Raw genomic sequence first — 19,744 nt, forward strand, 5'->3', positions numbered from 1 at the left:
CAATATACAGGAAAAATACGAAAATTAGTGCCGAGTATATTGGTTCTATTTAAGCGAATTACTCCATGTAAAAATTTGGCTAAAAGATGAAACCCATAATCCTATTGGTTGCTTTAAGGCAAGGGGAGCAGAAAATTATATGTTTACGGCAGCACATCAGAAAGATATACGCCCTATAGTATGTGCCAGCGCAGGTAATTGGGGGCTAGCTTTGGCTTGGAGCTGTAAAAAACAACACCGTCCTCTTACTGTTTTTGTTTCTCAAAATGCCAATCAACTAAAAGTGAATAAAATTAAATCATTAGGTGCCCAAATCATGGTCTTTGGTGATGACTTTGATAGTGCTAAAAAGCAAGCTAAAAAATACAGTCTTGATCATGATTATGCCTTTTTGGAAGACGGTAAAGATGTATCTGTTTCTGAAGGCGCAGGTAGTATTGGCATTGAACTAGTGAAAAGTGGGATATATTTTGATGAGGTGTATATTTCATTGGGAAATGGCGCTCTAGTTGGGGGCGTTGCTCGATGGATCAAATCTTCATCTCCTGGCACAAAAATAATTGCTGTTGTCCCTGAAGGGGCTGACTCAATGTATGCCAGTTGGAAGCAGTCAAAGCCGATAATACGGAACTTTGTGGACACAGTAGCTGACGGTTTAGCGGTTAGAGTTCCTATTCCTGAGGCTGTAGAGGATATACAAACGCTTGTAGACGAAATGGTTCTTGTGACTGACCAGCAAATTTTGAAAGCAATGAATGACGCTGAAGAAAATGATGACATTGTACTAGAACCATCAGGCGCTGCTGGAATAGCAGGGGTTATGGCTATAAGTAAAGAAAGAAAATTAAATGGTAATATAGCGATAATTCTTACTGGCTCCAATCGTGCTTAATAAGAGAGGAAGGGAGCTGATATATTAGAAGTGACAAAGTTTGGGTCGATTAGCATCACAATGGATTAAGCAATTTGGTCAGGGAAACTTTTTGAATATGGATTGTTTGAATTTGCCTTCCAGGACTCGCTGCCATGCTATTGGACGTGGTTTTATTGAAACCCCAGAAGACTTTCTGTGAGCGACAAGGTGTTCAGCAATGTAATAGTTGTTTAGCCTAAAGTGTGAGAAACCATAAAGGGGCCTATCCGATTGAGGAATTTACTCATAACCAGTCTTTACGATAATCACTTATAAATCGTAAAGCTCATGGTAATGCTGAATTTTTTCTTGTATCAATAATAAGCTTTGTTGGGTCTTTTTAAGGTCTTCTTCAACGCGTTGCTCATGTTGTTTTAATAAATCCAGTCTTTGTTCTACTGTACTTGAGCCTGATTTATAAAGCTCAATGTAGCGCTTTATTTCTCTAATAGGCATACCAGTTCGTCGCAGGGCAGAAATAAAGTGAATGGCTTTAACATGATTTTCTGAATAATACCTGTGCCCACTGGCGTCCCGTGCCACATCTAGCACCATGAATTCTTTTTCGTAATACCTGAGTGTATGGGGGCTTAGGCCCGTCACTTCGGACATTTTGTTTATATTGTAGCTTGTCATAAAGGTCGCCATTTAATCGTTTGATATTACGCTTGACTTAGAGCGCACTCTAACTTCCATAATGCCTAATAGAATCGATTTTTTCCAGAGCAATAGGATAAGGGGAGTAAAAATGAATAAAGTCGCTGTCATTACAGGGACCTCATCAGGGGTGGGGTTAGAGCTGGCCGTTATGTTGGCAAAAGAGGGTTACACTACCATTGCAACCATGCGCAATCTTAGCAAACAAGCCACGTTATTAAGCAAAGCAGAGAGTGAGAAGGTGTCTATCACCGTTTTGCCCCTTGATGTGCAAAGCGCTGAAAGTGTCGAAACCTGTTTTAAACACGTGCTTGCTGAGTATGGTCGGATTGATATTCTGGTGAATAATGCTGGAGCAGGTTACGTGCGTACCACGGAACAGGCGACTGACGAAGACGTTCAAACTATCATGGACATTAATTTTAATGGGGTTGTGCGTTGTACCCGTGCGGTCTTGCCTGTTATGCGACAACAATCCAGTGGTCGTATAATCAATGTCAGTTCTGTCGGAGGGCTTGTTGGGCAGCCTTTTAATGAAATATATTGCGCGGCGAAATTTGCTGTTGAAGGCTATACCGAATCACTTGCTACCTATGTGCAGCCGGCTTTTGGCATCAAATTTAGTCTAGTTGAGCCAGGAGGAATCAGTACCGAATTTGTCAATAATGTTATGAGTCGCATTATGCAAACAGGCGGTTTTATTGAAGATGAATACAGCCCCATTCTTGCCAAATATGTTGGAGGGCGAGAGCGTCGGGTAGAAAGAGGTGAGGTGGATTCTTTTCAAACGCCGACAGACGTTGCGAACGTTATTCTGGGGGTGATTTCACAAGATGAGCCACCATTGCGTATCCGTACCTCCAGCTGGGCAGAAGATTTATGTCGCTTTAAAACTCAAGCAGACCCAACGGGCAAACAACAAACTGACATGGTGATTAAAAAGTTCCTAGAATAGCGGGCTTGTTCCTCAAGCTATGTGCGTCGGATGAAAACAGCACTGGTGCTCGTTTAGTCCTCTGTTTTCTTTCTTTGCTTCATATAGTCAGTTGGTGTTGCGCCCGTCCATTCTTTAAAGGCTCTTGAAAAGGATCGAGGCTCGGCGTAGCCGAGTAGGCGAGCGACTTTTGAGACGCTTAGCTTTTGTGAGAAAAGCTTTTCTATTGATACATCGCGCCTAATTGCCTCTTTTAACATGGAATAAGAGCTGCCTTCTTGCTTTAGTTTTCGCCTTAGAGTCTGTGGCGTCATATTAAATGCGTCGGCAAGCGATTCAAAAGAAGGGCATTTAAGGACTTTGCTGTCTTGATGAAGGAGAAGTGAACGAATGCGTCCTTGATAACTCAGTTCTTCTCCTGGAATGGTAATTAAGTTTGCAGGGGAGTTTTTGAGGAACAGGGACAGCTCATGTTGTGTTCTGACAGGCGTTTGCGCTAAAAATGCGTTGCTAAAACAGAATTTAAGCACTGAACGGTTGAAATAATGTTGGCAGGGGAATAGGTAGTTCAGCTCGGCGTGATATTGAGGTTTGGCATAGGTGAAATGGGTTTCGATTAAGGGGATTTTCTTATTAATAATCCAACTGGCAAAGCGGTGCCAGATGACCATCCAAAACTCTTGAAAATAATGATCTGGGTCGAGATCGGGACGGGCAAATTCAATTTCTATGCTGGTGCTTTTTCCCTGTTGCACCAGTTTCATCTGGATATCATCCGTAAACAGGTTATAGAACAGTATGCCTTGTTCTAAGACGGCTTCTAATGAATCATAATGCATCGTATGGCGAGTCATAAAGGCAAAAGCGCCAGTTTTACAGGGGTGTTCAGTACAGCCCATAAACTCGTCTCTTAATTCTGCCCATATCATTTGTACCAACTTTGTCATCTGATCCCCATGGGTTCTGCCTTGGGGCGTTTCCAGTTGCTCCCAAGAGAGTCCCATTGTTTCCATCAATTGGTTTATTGAAACGCCGTGGCGTTGAGCACATCGTAAGGCCGCTCTTACATAGTGATTGTCAACGGTTGCCATAAAAAGTCCCTTAATGCATCGGTCATAGAATAGTGCATAGGCCAATAGGGTGTCACATTCTGTGACTCATTTTGTCTCTTTCTGTCATTTATGGATACCTCTTTTTTAGCCACACTGAACCAAGAGCCACATAAAAAAATAAGTAAGGTATCGCCCATGTCTCACAAAATACTCGTTGAGGTGACTGGTCAAACGGCTGTCATCACGATCAATAACCCATCCGCTAATACATGGGACAAACAGAGCTTAATGGCTCTGAAAGATCGGGTGACAAAACTCAATGAAAATAAAGAGATATGCCGTCAGGGAGTGACGAGTAAGCAAAATAAAAAGAATGGGCTATCCCATCAAGGGAAAAATCATGTCATATAACCAAGATGCTATTGTTATTGTTGCCGCGACCCGTACTCCAATTGGAGGGTTAATAGGTGTTCTGAGCGATGTGCCTTCCCCGCAACTAGGGGCGACTGCCATCAAAGCGGCCGTAGAGCGATCCGGTCTGACGACCAGTGAAATTGATCAAGTCATCATGGGGTGTGTATTAGCGGGCGGTTTAGGGCAGGCGCCAGCCCGTCAGGCGGCACTTGGTGCTGGGTTAGCCCAATCTACTGCTTGTACCACGGTGAATAAAATGTGTGGGTCTGGCATGAAGGCGGTAATGGATGCTCATGATCAAATCAAGGCTGGTACAAGTACTATTATGGTCGCTGGCGGCATGGAAAACATGAGTCGGTCGCCTTATTTATTGCCCAAAGTTCGCAGTGGCATGCGTATGGGACATGGTGAAGTGCTGGATTCCATGTTCCTTGATGGTCTGGAAGATGCCTATGAAGGTGGTTTAATGGGAGCCTTTGCCCAAGCCACAGCGGATCGCTTTAACGTCAGTAGGGCCGCGATGGATGACTTTGCCATTGAATCACTCCGTCGCACCAACCAAGCGATCAACGAAGGTTGGTTCGATAATGAAATTGTTCCTGTCACCCTGAAGACAAGAAAAGGTGAGATAAGCGTTTCGACAGACGAGCAACCGAGCCAAGCCAGCCCAGATAAAATCCCTCAGTTACGTCCCGCTTTTGCAAAGGATGGTACGATCACGGCAGCCAATTCTAGCTCCATCTCCGATGGGGCGGCGGCGCTCATATTGATGCCTGAAAAGGAAGCCAAAGCCCGAGGCTTAACGCCATTGGCACGCATTGTTGGACATATGACACATGCCCAAACTCCTGCCGAATTCTCGATAGCCCCCATTTCTGCCATCCAAAAATTGTTGGATAAGGTGACCTGGTCCAGCGATGCCGTTGATCTTTATGAGATAAACGAAGCTTTTGCTGTGGTAACCATGCTTGCCATACAAAAGCTGGCATTAGACCCAGCAAAGGTCAATGTTCACGGTGGTGCGTGTGCACTTGGGCACCCTATTGGCTGTTCCGGCGCTCGGGTGTTGGTCACTCTAATTTATGCTCTTAAACGATTGGGGAAACAACGTGGGGTGGCATCTTTATGCATTGGCGGAGGGGAAGCGACGGCGATCGCCATTGAAATCATGTAAGAAACACAGAGAAGGACATTTATATCGTCACATTCTGCTGCGGTTATTTTGATTAATCAGTTTATAAAGAGATTTGTCTGATGGACATGAGCTTAACGGAAGACCAACAAATGATTCAAAATATGGCACGTAAGTTTGCTCAGGCTGAGTTGGCTCCCGTTGCTGAAAAGCTGGATCATGACGGTGATCGAGCGCTCTTTCTTAAAAACCTAGAGAAATTGGCGGATCTAGGGTTCATGGGCTTAAATATCGATAGCGAATACGGAGGCACTGCGGCGGGAACGGTGGCATTTAGTCTAGCCATTACCGAAATCGCCAGGGCGTGCTCTTCAACCGCTCTGACGCTTTCCGTGACCAATATGGTTGCCGAAGTCATTCAAGCGGTTGCCTCTGAAGAGCAAAAGAGACACTACTTACCCAAACTGTGCAGTGGTGAGTATCCGGCAGGTGGCTTTTGCCTGACAGAAACCATGGCGGGCTCTGACCCTTCAAACATAAAAACGACGGCACTTCTCGATGGGGAAGAGTGGGTTCTTAACGGGGCTAAACAATTTATCAGTAGTGCTGAGTACGCGGGGGTTTTTGTCGTCTGGGCCGTGACGGACAAGAGTCAGCCTAGAGGCAAAGGGATTTCCTGCTTTCTGGTCGAAAACAACACATCGGGTTTAAGCATCTCTAAAGCGGAAAGAAAAATGGGGCAACGCGCTGCGGCCACGAATGAAGTGATTTTTGAAGACTGTCGTATTCCTAAAAGCGCATTAATGGGTGAGCTTAATCAAGGCTTCAAAATCGCTGTGGGGGAACTGGCGGGTGGACGTATTGGCGTGGGATCCATGGCTCTGGGAATTGGCCTAGCGGCGATGGATTATGCCCGAGTTTATATTACTGATCGTCAGCAATTTGGTAAGCAGCTAGCGAACTTCCAAGGCTTGCAATGGATGCTGGCGGACGCCTTCACCGATTTAGAAGCGGCTCGTTTGCTGCTGTTGAATGCGGCGGATAAGAAAGCAAAAAATCGGCCTTTTTCTAAAGAAGCCTCAATGGCCAAGTTATTTGCCTCTGAAAAAGCCAATCAAGCTTGCTACACGGCCCTACAGCTCATGGGCGGTTATGGTTATATCAAAGATTTTCCACTAGAGCGCTATACCCGCGATGTAAGGATAACCTCTATTTATGAAGGAACCAGTGAGATTCAGCGGGTCATTATTGCAAGAGAGTTATTACGTGAAATCGCTTAAAAAATTGAGACCGTCTCATGAGGGACTCGCTAATGGATATTAATAAAAAAGTGGTCATCGTCTCAGGCGGAGCTTCCGGCCTTGGATTGGTAACTTGTTTACAATTAGTGCAAAAAGGGGCTCAGATAGCCATCTTTGATTTGAACCAAGAGGCTGGCGAGGCACTCGTTCATCAACTCAACGGACACGCTATCTTTGTCAACGTCGATGTCACTAATACGGCCGCCGTGGAAGCGGGGATCGCAAAGGTGGTTGATCATTTTGGCGCCATCCATGTTTGTATCAACTGCGCTGGTATCGCACCAAGTGGTAAAACCCTAGGGCGTCACGGTGTGCTTTCTTTGCAGGCATTTTCCCAGGTCATCAACATTAATCTGCTGGGGACATTTAATGTGCTACGTTTGGCCGCTGAGCAGATGGCGAAAAATGAGCCGAATGAAGATGGCGAACGGGGTGTGATCATCAATACATCATCAGTTGCGGCATATGACGGTCAGGTAGGTCAAGCCGCCTATGCGGCGAGTAAGGCGGGTATCGTAGGGATGACGTTGCCTGTTGCCCGGGATTTGGCGAATCTGGGGATCCGCGTTATGACCATTGCACCAGGGATTTTCGATACCCCAATGATGAAAGAAATGAGCAATGAGGTGCGTGATCCACTCATTAAGATGGTACAACATCCCAAACGGTTTGGTGATCCGCAAGAGTATGCCTCTTTAGCGGCTCATATAATTCGTAATTCCTATCTAAATGGCGATGTTATTAGACTTGATGGGGCCATTCGTATGGCACCACGTTAGCTTGTTATTTAACGCGCTAGACTCTATGCAAACGATAAAAATAACAACAAATTATGGGGCTTAGACATGAACAAGATGAAATATGAAACGTTTATTAAAGAATTCTCTTCATCCATGGTCGAAGAGCAGTTTGTTGGCTGTCTTGATACCGGAATAAATGTCTGTGTAGAGATCTGTGACCGTTATGCTAGTACCGATAAGATAGCGCTTCGCTATGAACGAGCAGATGGCTCAAGCGGTGAGATGAGTTTTAAGACGTTAAAGAACCGTTCGGCACAATTTGCTAACTATCTTTATTCTCAAGGCATAGGTAAAGGAGATCGAGTTGCAGGCCTGTTACCTCGCACGCCTGAGTTGTTAATTACCATATTAGGCACTCTTAGAGTGGGGGCGGTGTATCAGCCATTGTTTACTGCATTTGGTGGTGATGCCATTGAATATCGTTTGAATCAAGCCAACACAAAACTGATTGTTACCAACTCCGACCAATGGCCAAAACTTGGCGAGATTGAGGTTTTGCCAAAAACGCTATTAATTGCCGATTCTGACGATCACTATGCGTCTCAGGCGGATGCCTTGTTCGATCAGGCTCAATCAAATCAATCGGACCAGTTTGAGCCCGTTTTAATTGGTAAAGACGATCCTTTCTTACAAATGTTCACCTCAGGGACAACAGGGAAGTCCAAGGGGGTGTCTATTCCCGCGAAAGCTTTGATCCCTTTTTGGATCTATATGACTTATGCCATTGAATTACGTCCAGATGATCGTTTTTGGAACGTCGCTGATCCAGGTTGGGCGTATGGGCTGTACTATGCCGTGGTCGGACCATTACTGTTAGGTTGTACCACGCATTTTAATGAACAGGGATTTACGGCAGATAATACCTTTAAGTTCCTACAAGATTACCGCATCACCAATTTAGCTGCGGCACCTACCGCCTACAGACTCTTAATGGCTAATGAAAATCAACTTGCTGAGTATGCGGCGATCCATCTTAGAGTGGCGAGCAGTGCGGGTGAACCACTAAATCCTGAAGTAATTAGTTGGGTTCAGCGCTCATTTGGCTGTTCCGTGAAAGACCAATATGGGCAAACCGAAACGGGTATGACGTCCGCTAACTTTCATGCTTTAGACCATGAGGAACGTACCGCCTGCATGGGTTATCCGTTACCTGGTTATCGCTTAGTCGCGCTGGATGATCAGTTAAATGAAGTGGGGCCGAGTGAAACGGGAGAACTGGCGGTTGACCTTGAAGCGTCACCGCAATTCTTCTTCCAAGGTTACACCTGGGAAGAGAAGAATCCATTTAGAGGAAAATATTACCTCACGGGCGACATCGTGATCAGTCATGGTGATGGCTCACATTCTTATGCCGGACGGGATGATGACATTATTGCCTCTTCAGGATACCGAATTGGGCCAGTGGATGTGGAAAGTTCCTTGCTTAAGCATCCCGCCGTGACGGAGAGTGCAGTGGTTGGAAAACCCGATAAAAAAAGGGGCAGCATCATTAAAGCCTATGTTGTGATCAAGCCTGAATACGAGGCTGGGTCTATGCTTATGGAGGAATTGCAGCAATTTGTTCGTCAGCATCTATCCGCTCATGCTTTCCCAAGGGAAATCGAGTTCTTAGACGAACTACCAAAGACCTCCAGTGGTAAACTTCAACGCTTTCTACTGCGACAACGTGCCGCTGCTGAAGAACGCTTGGAGCATTTGGATGTAGATGAAACATTGCCACATTGAGATTTGGGACTATTTAAAATAACTCAATTGCGCACTATATACTGGTAGTTAATAAAAAAGTCTTTTAGCATCAAGGGATAGTGATTTATAGCCTTGGAATAACAGGCTATGGATAACATTATAAACGCGTATGATTTTCCACATGAACTTAACAAGACAATTCATGCGGACGTCAAAAAGCGGCTCTGCTTTTTACCTGAGGTGATTTCTAGCATTAGGCTCTAGGGAGAAATCTAATGGTTGAACCGTTACTTACGTATCGTTCAGCGCTCCCAGTTCATACCCTAATTGGGTCTTTGTTTGGCCTAGCCTTTATTTCTTTGGTTACGAAAAACACCCCATCAAACAAAATTGTCTCTTCACCAGTGATGCAAACAAAGTAGTGGTGCATCCATCACTATTGAAAAGTGGCTGTTATGGCATCTAATTTCCTTAAAAAGCCGATTTGATTTTACTCGGCCCCCATCTATCACGGATAATTCCTGCTAATGACTCACCCTAGCCGATAAACGGTGTTGGTTGAGCAACTCGCATATACAAGTGGAAACCCTGTTTAATGGAAATCAAAGTTAATTTTCTCGACAATCTGAGACTGGAAGCCAAGTTTGATGATTTTACCGTGATCACCGATCAGCCAATTCGCTACAAAGGGGATGGTTCTGCGCCAAGCCCATTTGATTATTTTTTAGCGTCTTCTGCGTTGTGTGCGGCGTATTTCGTTAAGGTGTATTGCAAAGCGCGCGATATCTCGACGGATAATATCCGCTTGTCACAGAATAATATTGTCGATCCAGAAGACCGTTACAATCAAATTTTCCAGATTCAGGTCGAGTTACCGGACGATATATCCGATAAAGATCGCCAAGGAATTTTACGTTCTATTGAACGCTGTACCGTTAAGAAGGTGGTGCAAACAGGGCCGGAATTTAAGATTGAAACCGTTGCCAATCTGGACGCTGATGCTAACGCGATGTTAATGGGGCAGCCCGATGGCTCGTCCAACACCTTTATTCCTGGGAAAGACTTACCACTAGAACAAACCATTGCCAATATGACGTCGCTGCTGGCAGACCTTGGTATGAAGATTGAAATCTCATCATGGCGTAATATCGTGCCCAATGTGTGGTCGCTGCATATTCGTGATGCCGCGTCGCCAATGTGTTTTACCAATGGTAAGGGGGCATCGAAAGAGAGTGCATTATGCTCGGCTCTTGGTGAATTTATCGAGCGTTTGAACAATAACTTTTTCTACAATGATCAATTCTTTGGGCTAGAAATCGCCAACAGCGAATTTGTCCATTACCCCAATGAAAAATGGTTTGCACTAACAGAAGACGACGTTCTGCCAGAAGGCATCTTAGATGATTACTGCCTGGACATTTATAACCCAGATGACGAGCTGCGTGGTTCCCATTTAATTGATACCAACTCAGGCAATAAAGAGCGTGGTATTTGTGCCATTCCTTATACACGCCAGTCTGATGGCGAAACGGTGTATTTCCCGTCAAACCTGATCGAAAACTTGTTTTTAAGCAATGGCATGAGCGCAGGTAATAACCAACAAGAAGCACAAGTACAATGTTTATCGGAAATTTTAGAGCGTGCCGTTAAACGCCAAATTATCGAAGACGAAATTGTCTTGCCTGATGTGCCTATGGAAGTCTTGGCAAAATACCCAAGTATCCTGGCAGGAATTCAGGCTCTGGAGGAGCAAGGCTTTCCCATCCTAGTGAAAGACGCTTCCCTAGGGGGGCAATTCCCGGTAATGAATGTGACGCTGATGAATCCTAAAACGGGCGGTGTCTTTGCCTCATTTGGGGCGCACCCAAGTTTTGAAGTGGCTTTGGAGCGTAGCCTAACGGAATTAATGCAAGGCCGTAGTTTTGAAGGTTTGAATGACGTGCCTAAACCCACATTTAACAGCATGGCGGTAAGTGAGCCTGAAAACTTTGTTGAACACTTTATCGATTCTACAGGTGTGATCTCTTGGCGTTTCTTCAGTGATAAGCAGGATTACGAGTTCTGTGAGTGGGATTTTTCTGGCACCAGTGAGGAAGAGGCCAGTGCACTGTTTGGCATCTTGGAAGGCTTAGGCAAAGAGGTGTATGTTGCAGAACTGAGCGACTTGGGTTCGTCCGCTTGCCGTATTTTGGTTCCAGATTATTCTGAAGTGTATCCAGTGGAAGATTTAGTCTGGGATAATACCAATAAGGCTTTGGATTATCGTGAAGATATTCTCAATCTGCATTCGTTAAGTGACAAACAGCTTGCCGACTTAGTGACGCGTTTAGAAGACAGTCAGCTTGATAACTACACCGACATTGCTACCCTGATTGGTATTGTGTTTGATGACAATACGGTGTGGGGCCAGTTAACCATCATGGAACTGAAGATACTGATTTATTTGGCCCTGGGTGAACACGAAGAGGCGTTAGAGCTAGTTGGTGAGTATCTACAATTTAATGACAACACCGTAAAACGCGGCCTCTTCTATCAAGCCATGAATTGCGTGTTAGAAGTGACGTTAGACGATGAGTTAGCGTTGGAAGACTTTATTCATAGTTTTAATCGCATGTTTGGCAAAGAGGTGATGGAAAACGTCGTAGGTTCCGTGACGGGTGAGGTGCGTTTTTATGGCCTCACAAAAACCAGCATGCAGCTTGAAGGTATCGAGCCTCATTTACGTTTGATTGAAAGCTACAAAAAACTTCATCAAGCCCGTCAAGCGAACGTAGGAAAGTCATCGTAGCGATTGGGTCGATTAAATAGCTTTGTGTACAAAAAGCGTTTCAAATGAGACGCTTTTTTTGTGTGCTGGTGAAATATTGACTTAGATCGCATCAAAGTAGAGGATGTATGGGACACTCAATTATGTATACAGCTAAGGCTCTAAGACTAAAGTTTAATAGACCTTCTCTTTTTATTGTCTATAGTTGCTCTTAGCATCCTCAAAACAACTTTAATAATGGAGCGGATCATGGAGTCATTGTCACCATCGCATTCAGTCGTAAAGAACGCAAATATCAGTGAGTCGGAGTTTAACGCTCGCTATCAAGAGTCAGTACAGAACCCAGATGCATTCTGGGAAAAAGAAGGCCAACGTCTAGATTGGTTTACTCCCTACACCAAAGTAAAAAATACCTCCTTCGCACGTGGCAACGTGAGCATCAAATGGTTTGAAGACGGCGAGTTAAACGCGGCTTACAACTGTATTGATCGTCATTTGGAAAAGCATGCCAATAAAATCGCCTACTATCTAGAAGGGGATGGCGAAAATGCCGATAAGAGCGCCATTACCTATCAAACATTACATGATGAAGTGGGTCGACTTGCTAATGTGTTGAAACGTCAAGGCATTAAAAAAGGCGATCGAGTGGCCATTTATATGCCGATGATTCCGCAGGCCGTTTATAGCATGTTGGCTTGTGCCCGTATTGGGGCGATTCACTCCGTCATTTTTGGCGGCTTTTCAGCCAACGCCATTGCGGATCGCTTGAATGACAGTAGCGTTAAACTGGTGATGACATCAGATGAAGGTCGTCGTGCGGGCAACACTATACCTCTTAAGCATAATGTTGATGCTGCTCTTGAGAACAATAAATGCCCTTCGGTTGAGTGTGTTCTGGTTTATCGTTATACCCAAAAAGACGTGCCTTGGGTGGAAGGGCGCGATTTGGATTGGGCCGCAGAAGTAGCAAAAGAGTCGACCTTATGTCCGGCTGAACCTATGAATGCGGAAGATCCTTTGTTTATTCTGTATACATCTGGTTCAACGGGTAAACCAAAGGGCGTCGTGCACACCACGGGCGGCTATTTGGTGTACGCCTCTTTGACCCATGAGGTCGCCTTTGATCTAAAACCAGACGATGTCTATTGGTGTGCTGCGGATGTTGGTTGGATTACCGGACACAGTTATATGGTTTACGGCCCACTCGTTAACGGAGCAACCAGCGTCTTGTTTGAAGGGGTGCCCACTTACCCTGATTCTGGTCGCATTGGTCGTGTCGTGGATAAATACCAAGTGTCGCTTCTTTATACAGCGCCAACGGCCATTCGTGCCTTAATGGCAAAAGGGGATGAGCCAATCAGCAGCAGCCGACGTGATTCGTTACGTGTATTGGGCAGTGTGGGTGAGCCAATTAACCCTGAAGCTTGGTCTTGGTATTTCACTCAGTTTGGTAAGAGCAATTGTCCGATTGTCGATACTTGGTGGCAAACGGAAACGGGTGGCATGATGATGACCCCCCGTGTTGTACAGACCAATGCGAAGCCTGGGTCATGTACTGGGCCTTTGTTTGGCGTTCAGCCTGCTCTTGTCGATGCTCAAGGTGAATTGCAGCAAGGCAACGGACCTGCTGAAGGCGGCTTAGTTATTGTCGATTCTTGGCCTGGTCAAGCGCGTACTGTGTATGGTGATCATGAGCGTTTTGAACAGACCTATTTCAGTACTTTTGAAGGCATGTATTTCACTGGTGATGGTGCTTCCCGGGATGAAGATGGTCACTATTGGATTACTGGTCGCATGGACGATGTATTGAATGTCTCTGGCCATCGTCTTGGTACCGCTGAGATAGAAAGTGCGCTGGTCGCTCATCCATCGGTTGCAGAAGCCGCACTGGTTGGTTATCCACACGACATCAAGGGGCAGGGTATTTATGTGTACGTGACCTTGGTAGACGGTGTTCAGCCAAGTGATGACTTGATGAAAGAGCTTAAGCAGTTTGTGCGTAGTGAGATAGGGCCTATTGCCACGCCTGATTTGATTCAGTGGGCGAACAAAGGGTTACCAAAAACTCGCTCAGGCAAAATTATGCGCCGTATTTTGCGTAAGATTGCGGCCAATGAACAGGATCAATTAGGAGACACAAGTACCTTGGCGGACCCAAGTGTGGTTGATGATTTAATCGATAACCGTTTAAATATGAAATCCTAATAACCTTTAACAAGGATTGTGAGTGATTTCACTTATTATCGCAGATGATCATCCTCTGTTCCGAAGCGCACTAAGTGGTGCGCTTCGTGCAGAAATAAACGGTATTACCATAGAAGAAGCAGACGACTTGGATTCGACATTGCGCTGTTTAAGCGAGATGGAGGAGGTCGATCTGCTTTTGTTGGATTTAAAGATGCCTGGCAGCGGTGAGCTGTTTGGCTTGATACGTATTCGTACCGATTTTCCTGATGTGCCTGTGGCGGTGATTTCTGGTAGCGACGATAGCGCGATGGTCGCGCAAGTCATCGAAGCTGGTGCATTGGGGTTTATTCCCAAAACCAGTGAACCAGCGGTTTATAGCCGTGCGATTCACGCCATTTTAGCGGGCGATATTTGGTTGCCCGATTATCTACAATCTGCATTACAAGACCAACCTACCCCGGATTTGAGCATGCAACATCGAGTAGCAGAGCTTACTCCCCAGCAATATAAAGTGCTTTGTTATCTTCATGAAGGGCTGCTCAATAAGCAAATTGCCCATGAATTATCCATATCCGAAGCGACGGTAAAAGCCCACATTACGGCTATTTTTCGCAAGCTTGAGATTAATAATCGTACACAAGCGGTGCTGGTGGCCAGTGAGCTAAAGCTGCAGATGTGATGCGTAACCTCGAGCTGATGTGTTATACAGGCTGATAAGGGCTTATTCATTGAGCTTGTTCACTGACTTTGTGTTCTATAGGACTATCAATATCTTCAAGGGCTTAAACAAAGGTGTCTGTCTGGCTCTCTCTTTGCTTATGGATGTGTTGAATCAGAGCGCGTAATTTTGCTGGTTTAGCCGGCTTAGCCATATAGATCACGTTATTCTCTTTACAGTGATCCACAAGCTCTGGTTCTCGCTGTGCGGTGATGAGTACCGCTGGGATATCCCTATTGGCCTTGTGGCGTAGCTCACGAATAAGCGATAAGCCATCTTGCCCCTGTTCCAGTTGATAATCGACTAACAATAGTTCTGCTTCTCCTTCTGCTTGTCTGGCATCCGCCGCACTTTTAAAGGTTTGGCAGTCACATTGCCAGTGACTTAATAAAGAGGTCATCGCTGTGAGGTTATTTGGATCGTCGTCGATGCACCAGACGTAACAGTGGGCAAGATGAAGTAGCTTGTCTGTCGATTTTAAGGGCGAGTTAAGGGTGCTTTTCTGTTTATGGATGGCAAGAGGAATGCGAATCGAAAAACAGCTGCCTTTTGTTGGAGTAGAGCGTAACTGAGTTTCCAGACCTAATTTACTTTGCAGGCGTCGAACTAGGCCCAATCCTAACCCCATCCCTTGTTCTTTGGTGTTTTCCCAACGATAAAAATCGTCAAACACTTTTTTCTGTTCCGATTCGGGAATACCAATACCTGTGTCCCATACTTGCAGTAATACATAATCTTTGCGCTTACGTGTACATAAAAGAATTCGTCCTTTAGCGGTGTATTTTACGGCATTGGAGACAAAGTTCTGAATGATACGGCGTAGGTAAATCGGATCACTATGGACATGTAAGGGTAAAATACGAGTGGATAAGGTGAGGGATTTATTGTCAGCAATGACACCAAACTCCGCAATAATAGGTGACAAGATTTCTTCTAAATTACAATCGACCAAATTGGGTTTAATGGCCCCTTGATCTAAGCGTGCGATTTCCAATAGGGTAGAAATAAGGGATTCAGTCGACTCGAGGGAGTCGGATAATTTATCAACAACGTTTGCAGTATTGGCAGCCAATTCGCTGGATTGCAACACCCCCATATAGAGTTTTGCTGCGTTTAACGGTTGGAGAATGTCGTGACTGGCAAGGGCTAAGAATTCGGTTTTCGAGGCGTTAGCATGCTCGGCTTCCGCTTTGGCTTTTATCAGGGCTTTTTCCGCGATATTACGACGCTCTATCTCTTCCATTAAGGCTTGGTTGATGCCCTGTACTTCTACTGTACGGGCTTTAACGCGTTTTTCTAGATCGATATTGGCTTCTTTAAGGGCTTGCTGACTTTCAATGTGCTCCGTGACATCGGTAAAACTGGTGACAAAGCCACCGCCAGGCAGCGGGTTTCCGACCATTTCAATCACTTGTCCATTGGCTCGGCGTCGTAAAAAACGATGGGCGCAGCCTTTGCGTAAATAGCCTAAACGTTTGTTGACCAGATCTTCCACTTCGCCTACGCCACATTCTCCGCGCTCAGCATTATGGCGAATTAAGTCTTCAACGGGTAAGCCAATTTTCAGGAGCCCTTCTGGATAAGGGTAAAGTGTTAAGTAGGTTTTGTTCCAAGCCACCATGCGTAATTCTTTGTCGATCACACTGATGCCGTGGTCTAAATTGTCCATCGAAATAAACAATAAATTTTGATTAAACTGGATCGCCTGAGTGGTTTCATCTAGGTAGGTTACCATTTCTTCTACCTTGATACGCTTATCCACCAAGACCGAATTAATAATAGTTCGTGCCGATGAGCCACCTAGCACACCGCCTAAAATACGCTCGCAATAATCGATAAAATGGCTATCAGGGGGCATATTGGCAGAAAGGTGATGAGCGCGCTCAGTTTCAAAGGTGTTTAGGACCTGTTGGCATTTTTGGGCGCCTAAGAAGGTTTCCAACAGGACAAAAAGGTCACTGTTTAGGGCTTTGCTTTTAGGTTTAAAAAAACGATGCTCAATCTCCGCAGTGGGGCTGACAAAAGCGGTGGCTTGTATCCGATCAATTAAACGCTCTGTCGATAAGAGAGAGCCGACGATATACCCTATGATATTGACGATTAAACTAATAAAAGCCCCATGGCTGAGCAACATGGACCAAGATTTTTCGTCATGTAATGTCCAGTTCATGTTGCCTGTGAGAGGCATCATGAGTAATACACTCCAACATAAAAAGCCCAGAATTAAGCCTGCGTAGACTCCGTATGCATGACCCCGCTTCCAATAGAGTCCTCCGATGACCGAAGGGAGTAATTGCAGTACTAAAGAAAAAGCAATTAAGCCAATTCCCGCTAGGGATTCGCTGTTTGCCATTTTCTGATAATACAGAAAGGACAGGGTTAAAATCCCCATCATGGCGAGGCGTCGAATGATTAAAATGCGACGCCTATAAAAGGGTAAGGCTTGTTGGGCGTTGCTGCGCGCCAGCATTAAAGGCAGCACCACATCGTTACTGATCATGATGCTTAAGGCAAAGGTTGAAATAATGACCATCGCGGTGGTAGCAGACATGCCGCCCAGAAAAATCAGCATCTTCAGGGGTAGATTATCCGATGCCAGAGCGAATTGAATCACATAGGTGTCGGCATTGATGTCACTTGAGAATAAACTTTGTCCAGCAATCGCAATAGGGGGAATAATCAGCGCAAAGATTAATAAATACAAAGGAAACAGTAGGCGCGCCATATTGGATTGACGTTTATTCTGATGGTCGACTACCGTGACATGGAATTGTCTTGGTAAGCAAATCACCGCTGCAGCAGACATGAGGGTCTGCATCACAAAAGAAAAAGAAATAAGCTGATGCGAGTGCCATGCACTTAGGTCGAGGGTGATAGGGGTTAACTCTGGCAGGTTTTTTCTCATTGCGACGACGGCCACGACCCCCACACCGACAATCGCAATCAGTTTAAACAAAGACTCCGCCCCTATGGCCAACATCATGCCAGAGCGATACTCGGTCACTTCCACTTTCCGGGTGCCAAATAACATCGCAAATCCGCCAATCAAGATGGTTGCGATCAACACCACAAAGTTCGCCGAAGGCTCATCCTGATTGACAAATAAAGCGAAATTAGAGCCCAGTGCTTTGAGTTGCAAAGCGATGTAAGGAATGATGGCCACCATGGCAATTAAAATCACCAGAGGTGCGGTTAATGGCCGTTTACCATAACGAGAAGAGATAAAGTCGACAATGGAGGTGATATTCTGCTTGTGACTGACGGCAATCATCTTGCGGATAAACGGAAAGGCAAACAAGTACAGCAAAATCGGGCCAAGTAAAACGGGTAAGTAATTCCAACCAGACCGAGAAGCTTCGCCAACCGCGCCGTAAAAGGTCCAAGCCGTACAGTAAATCGCCAGTGAAAGGCTGTAAACAACGGGATGTCGAGTCAGCTTCTTCGCGGTTGGGCTTTCCTTATCTCCCCATAGAGCGATCCAATATAAACCCAGAATATAAAGTATGGCTAATAGGGCCCAAAAAAGCGTCATCGATTACATTACCTGTGCTAAGACTTATTATGATAATTCGCCAATGTAACATAGCTTATTCCAGAATCCTCTACGACTTAGGTCGAGATTCATCTCGACAATGACCCTTGACTAAAGTCCAGCCTATAAAAGTTCTAAGGTTTGGTAGGTCGTGCTTCAGCACGATGTGGTTTGTTGTCGGGATAAATCATGACTTTGTATGATGATCTTTAGGAACTAATGCTCACATGGAATGTGAGCATTAGAGAAGGCGTAATGTCAGAAAGTGTGTTGACCGACTACTTTTGGTAGATCTCATCCCAAATTTGGGACATCCCTGCATACACTGCAGACGCTCCACAGATAAGTCCTTCATAGCCCGCTAAATGCGCAATAGTCGCACTTCCTGTGTAATCACCCAGTGCGAGTAGGAAAAACAGAACGGTTAAGGTAGCGAAGACGACTTGCAGAGATTTGCTTAATCGCAGGGTGCCAATAAATAGACCGCCTGTAAACACGCCCCACAGGATGAGATAGGCGACCATCGATAAGCCTTTGGGCCCATCAGACAACCCCATTTTGGGTAAAGTGATTAGGGCAACTAAGGTTAGCCAGAAAAAACCGTAAGAGATAAAAGCGGTAGTCCCAAAGGTATTGCCTTTTTTCCATTCCATAATGCCAGCAATCACTTGAGCCAAGCCGCCATAGAAAATCCCCATGGCCAGTATCATTGAGCCTAAGGGAAACAAACCAGAGTTATGTAAGTTCAACAAGATGGTTGTCATACCAAAAGCAAGCAATCCCAATGGGGCTGGATTGGCTGACAAATCGACATTTTTGATTGAAGACGTGACGTTTTCCATAGATACCTTCTTATTATATTTATTTTAATGATTGTATTTTTACCTAAAAACGTTTTAGCACCATAATCAGGTTTCGGACTTTGTCTTACTTCCGATCCCTGACGTTGACGTTCAATCTATAGTGTCTGGTTTCAGGTCATTCGTCAGTTCGACTTTAGTCGTATACAAGCTGGCTGATATATCATGACGAAGAGGTCGCTAGGCTTAGTGATTGCTATTAGTGCTTTTTATGATCATTCTAGTGACTATTAATAACAGGTTGGGAGTATGTGTTAATGCTGGGTCGATTAATCTTCTGTGTGTTGCTAACGTGTTGTTTATCCGCTTGTGCCGTTCAAGATATGTATCCTAATGCCCGAGATCCGATAGACGTAAGCCAGGTGACGGTCTTTAAAAAGGCGCCGGACTTTACTTATGAAGTCATTGGCACGATTAGCTCACCTGCCTTTGATACCTTTGATCGACAGACCATTGTGGCAAGTGCCATCCATGGGTTGAAAAGAAGAGCGGCCGCACTGGGGGCAAATGGCGTCATTATTGGTAATACGGATATGTTTTTGGCTGCCTACATGCGGGCAAATATGGGAACCTACTTTTTTAGAGGGATGCCTTGGATGGGAGGAATGAATTATGGGCATAGATTTTACGGTTGCTGTGGATTCTATGGTTGTGGTGGGTTTTATGGCTGCGACGGCTTTCCCCCTGTGCAATTAAGCGGTGAGGCGATTTTTTATCCTAAGAAAAAAGGCTCCCTTAAAAAATGATGAGTAAAGACGAGAGAGCCTTTCTAACGACTTAATGACGTGTTT

At 45.1% G+C, this 19,744-nt stretch carries 14 protein-coding genes and 1 pseudogene; 11 read left to right on the forward strand and 4 right to left on the reverse strand.

What is annotated here, in order from left to right; all coding sequences use genetic code 11:
• Positions 1-58 precede the first annotated feature (58 nt).
• Positions 59-892 (forward strand): annotated as a pseudogene (locus tag AC0VYG_RS10665) (threonine ammonia-lyase); the annotation flags it as partial.
• Positions 893-1,183: 291 nt separating this feature from the next.
• Here AC0VYG_RS10665 and AC0VYG_RS10670 read toward each other — a convergent pair.
• Positions 1,184-1,549: a MerR family transcriptional regulator gene (locus tag AC0VYG_RS10670; protein ID WP_475432252.1), complete on the reverse strand. Its 366-nt coding sequence runs from the start codon at positions 1,547-1,549 to the stop codon at positions 1,184-1,186.
• Positions 1,550-1,661: 112 nt separating this feature from the next.
• Between AC0VYG_RS10670 and AC0VYG_RS10675 the strand changes: the two genes are divergently transcribed.
• Positions 1,662-2,525, forward strand: coding sequence for an SDR family oxidoreductase (locus AC0VYG_RS10675; protein ID WP_475432253.1), 864 nt, complete (start codon positions 1,662-1,664; stop codon positions 2,523-2,525).
• 53 nt (positions 2,526-2,578) lie between these two features.
• Here the strand turns inward: AC0VYG_RS10675 and AC0VYG_RS10680 are convergent, their stop codons facing one another.
• The gene (locus AC0VYG_RS10680) at positions 2,579-3,595 is read right to left on the reverse strand and encodes an AraC family transcriptional regulator (RefSeq protein ID WP_475432254.1); all 1,017 of its coding nucleotides are present in this window, start codon (positions 3,593-3,595) and stop codon (positions 2,579-2,581) included.
• Positions 3,596-3,751: 156 nt separating this feature from the next.
• Between AC0VYG_RS10680 and AC0VYG_RS10685 the strand changes: the two genes are divergently transcribed.
• From AC0VYG_RS10685 to AC0VYG_RS10720, 8 genes are all read left to right on the forward strand, one after another.
• Positions 3,752-3,967: a hypothetical protein gene (locus tag AC0VYG_RS10685; protein ID WP_475432255.1), complete on the forward strand. Its 216-nt coding sequence runs from the start codon at positions 3,752-3,754 to the stop codon at positions 3,965-3,967.
• Complete coding sequence (locus AC0VYG_RS10690; protein ID WP_475432256.1) at positions 3,957-5,144, forward strand: thiolase family protein; 1,188 nt, start codon at positions 3,957-3,959, stop codon at positions 5,142-5,144. The genes AC0VYG_RS10685 and AC0VYG_RS10690 overlap by 11 nt, the downstream gene beginning before the upstream one ends.
• Positions 5,145-5,224: 80 nt before the next feature.
• Complete coding sequence (locus AC0VYG_RS10695) at positions 5,225-6,382, forward strand: acyl-CoA dehydrogenase family protein (protein ID WP_475432257.1); 1,158 nt, start codon at positions 5,225-5,227, stop codon at positions 6,380-6,382.
• 32 nt (positions 6,383-6,414) lie between these two features.
• The gene (locus AC0VYG_RS10700; RefSeq protein ID WP_475432258.1) at positions 6,415-7,182 is read left to right on the forward strand and encodes a 3-hydroxyacyl-CoA dehydrogenase; all 768 of its coding nucleotides are present in this window, start codon (positions 6,415-6,417) and stop codon (positions 7,180-7,182) included.
• Positions 7,183-7,248: 66 nt separating this feature from the next.
• Positions 7,249-8,928, forward strand: a complete 1,680-nt coding sequence (locus AC0VYG_RS10705) for an AMP-binding protein (RefSeq protein WP_475432259.1) — start codon at positions 7,249-7,251, stop codon at positions 8,926-8,928.
• 556 nt (positions 8,929-9,484) lie between these two features.
• Positions 9,485-11,677: an OsmC domain/YcaO domain-containing protein gene (locus AC0VYG_RS10710; RefSeq protein WP_475432260.1), complete on the forward strand. Its 2,193-nt coding sequence runs from the start codon at positions 9,485-9,487 to the stop codon at positions 11,675-11,677.
• Positions 11,678-11,905: 228 nt separating this feature from the next.
• Complete coding sequence (gene acs / locus AC0VYG_RS10715; protein WP_475432261.1) at positions 11,906-13,861, forward strand: acetate--CoA ligase; 1,956 nt, start codon at positions 11,906-11,908, stop codon at positions 13,859-13,861.
• 22 nt (positions 13,862-13,883) lie between these two features.
• Positions 13,884-14,522, forward strand: a complete 639-nt coding sequence (locus tag AC0VYG_RS10720) for a LuxR C-terminal-related transcriptional regulator (protein ID WP_199476837.1) — start codon at positions 13,884-13,886, stop codon at positions 14,520-14,522.
• A gap of 103 nt (positions 14,523-14,625) precedes the next feature.
• Here AC0VYG_RS10720 and AC0VYG_RS10725 read toward each other — a convergent pair whose 3' ends face one another.
• The gene (locus AC0VYG_RS10725) at positions 14,626-18,093 is read right to left on the reverse strand and encodes a PAS domain-containing hybrid sensor histidine kinase/response regulator (protein ID WP_475432262.1); all 3,468 of its coding nucleotides are present in this window, start codon (positions 18,091-18,093) and stop codon (positions 14,626-14,628) included.
• 278 nt (positions 18,094-18,371) lie between these two features.
• On the reverse strand, positions 18,372-18,935 hold the full coding sequence (locus AC0VYG_RS10730) for an acetate uptake transporter (RefSeq protein WP_475432263.1): 564 nt from the start codon (positions 18,933-18,935) through the stop codon (positions 18,372-18,374).
• 275 nt (positions 18,936-19,210) lie between these two features.
• Here AC0VYG_RS10730 and AC0VYG_RS10735 point away from each other — a divergent pair, with 275 nt between their 5' ends.
• Complete coding sequence (locus AC0VYG_RS10735) at positions 19,211-19,699, forward strand: hypothetical protein (protein WP_475432264.1); 489 nt, start codon at positions 19,211-19,213, stop codon at positions 19,697-19,699.
• The last annotated feature ends 45 nt before the right edge of the window (positions 19,700-19,744 follow it).

The organism is Marinomonas sp. 63XJN7_7_ISO-PGPR-S23-202, from assembly GCF_056173505.1.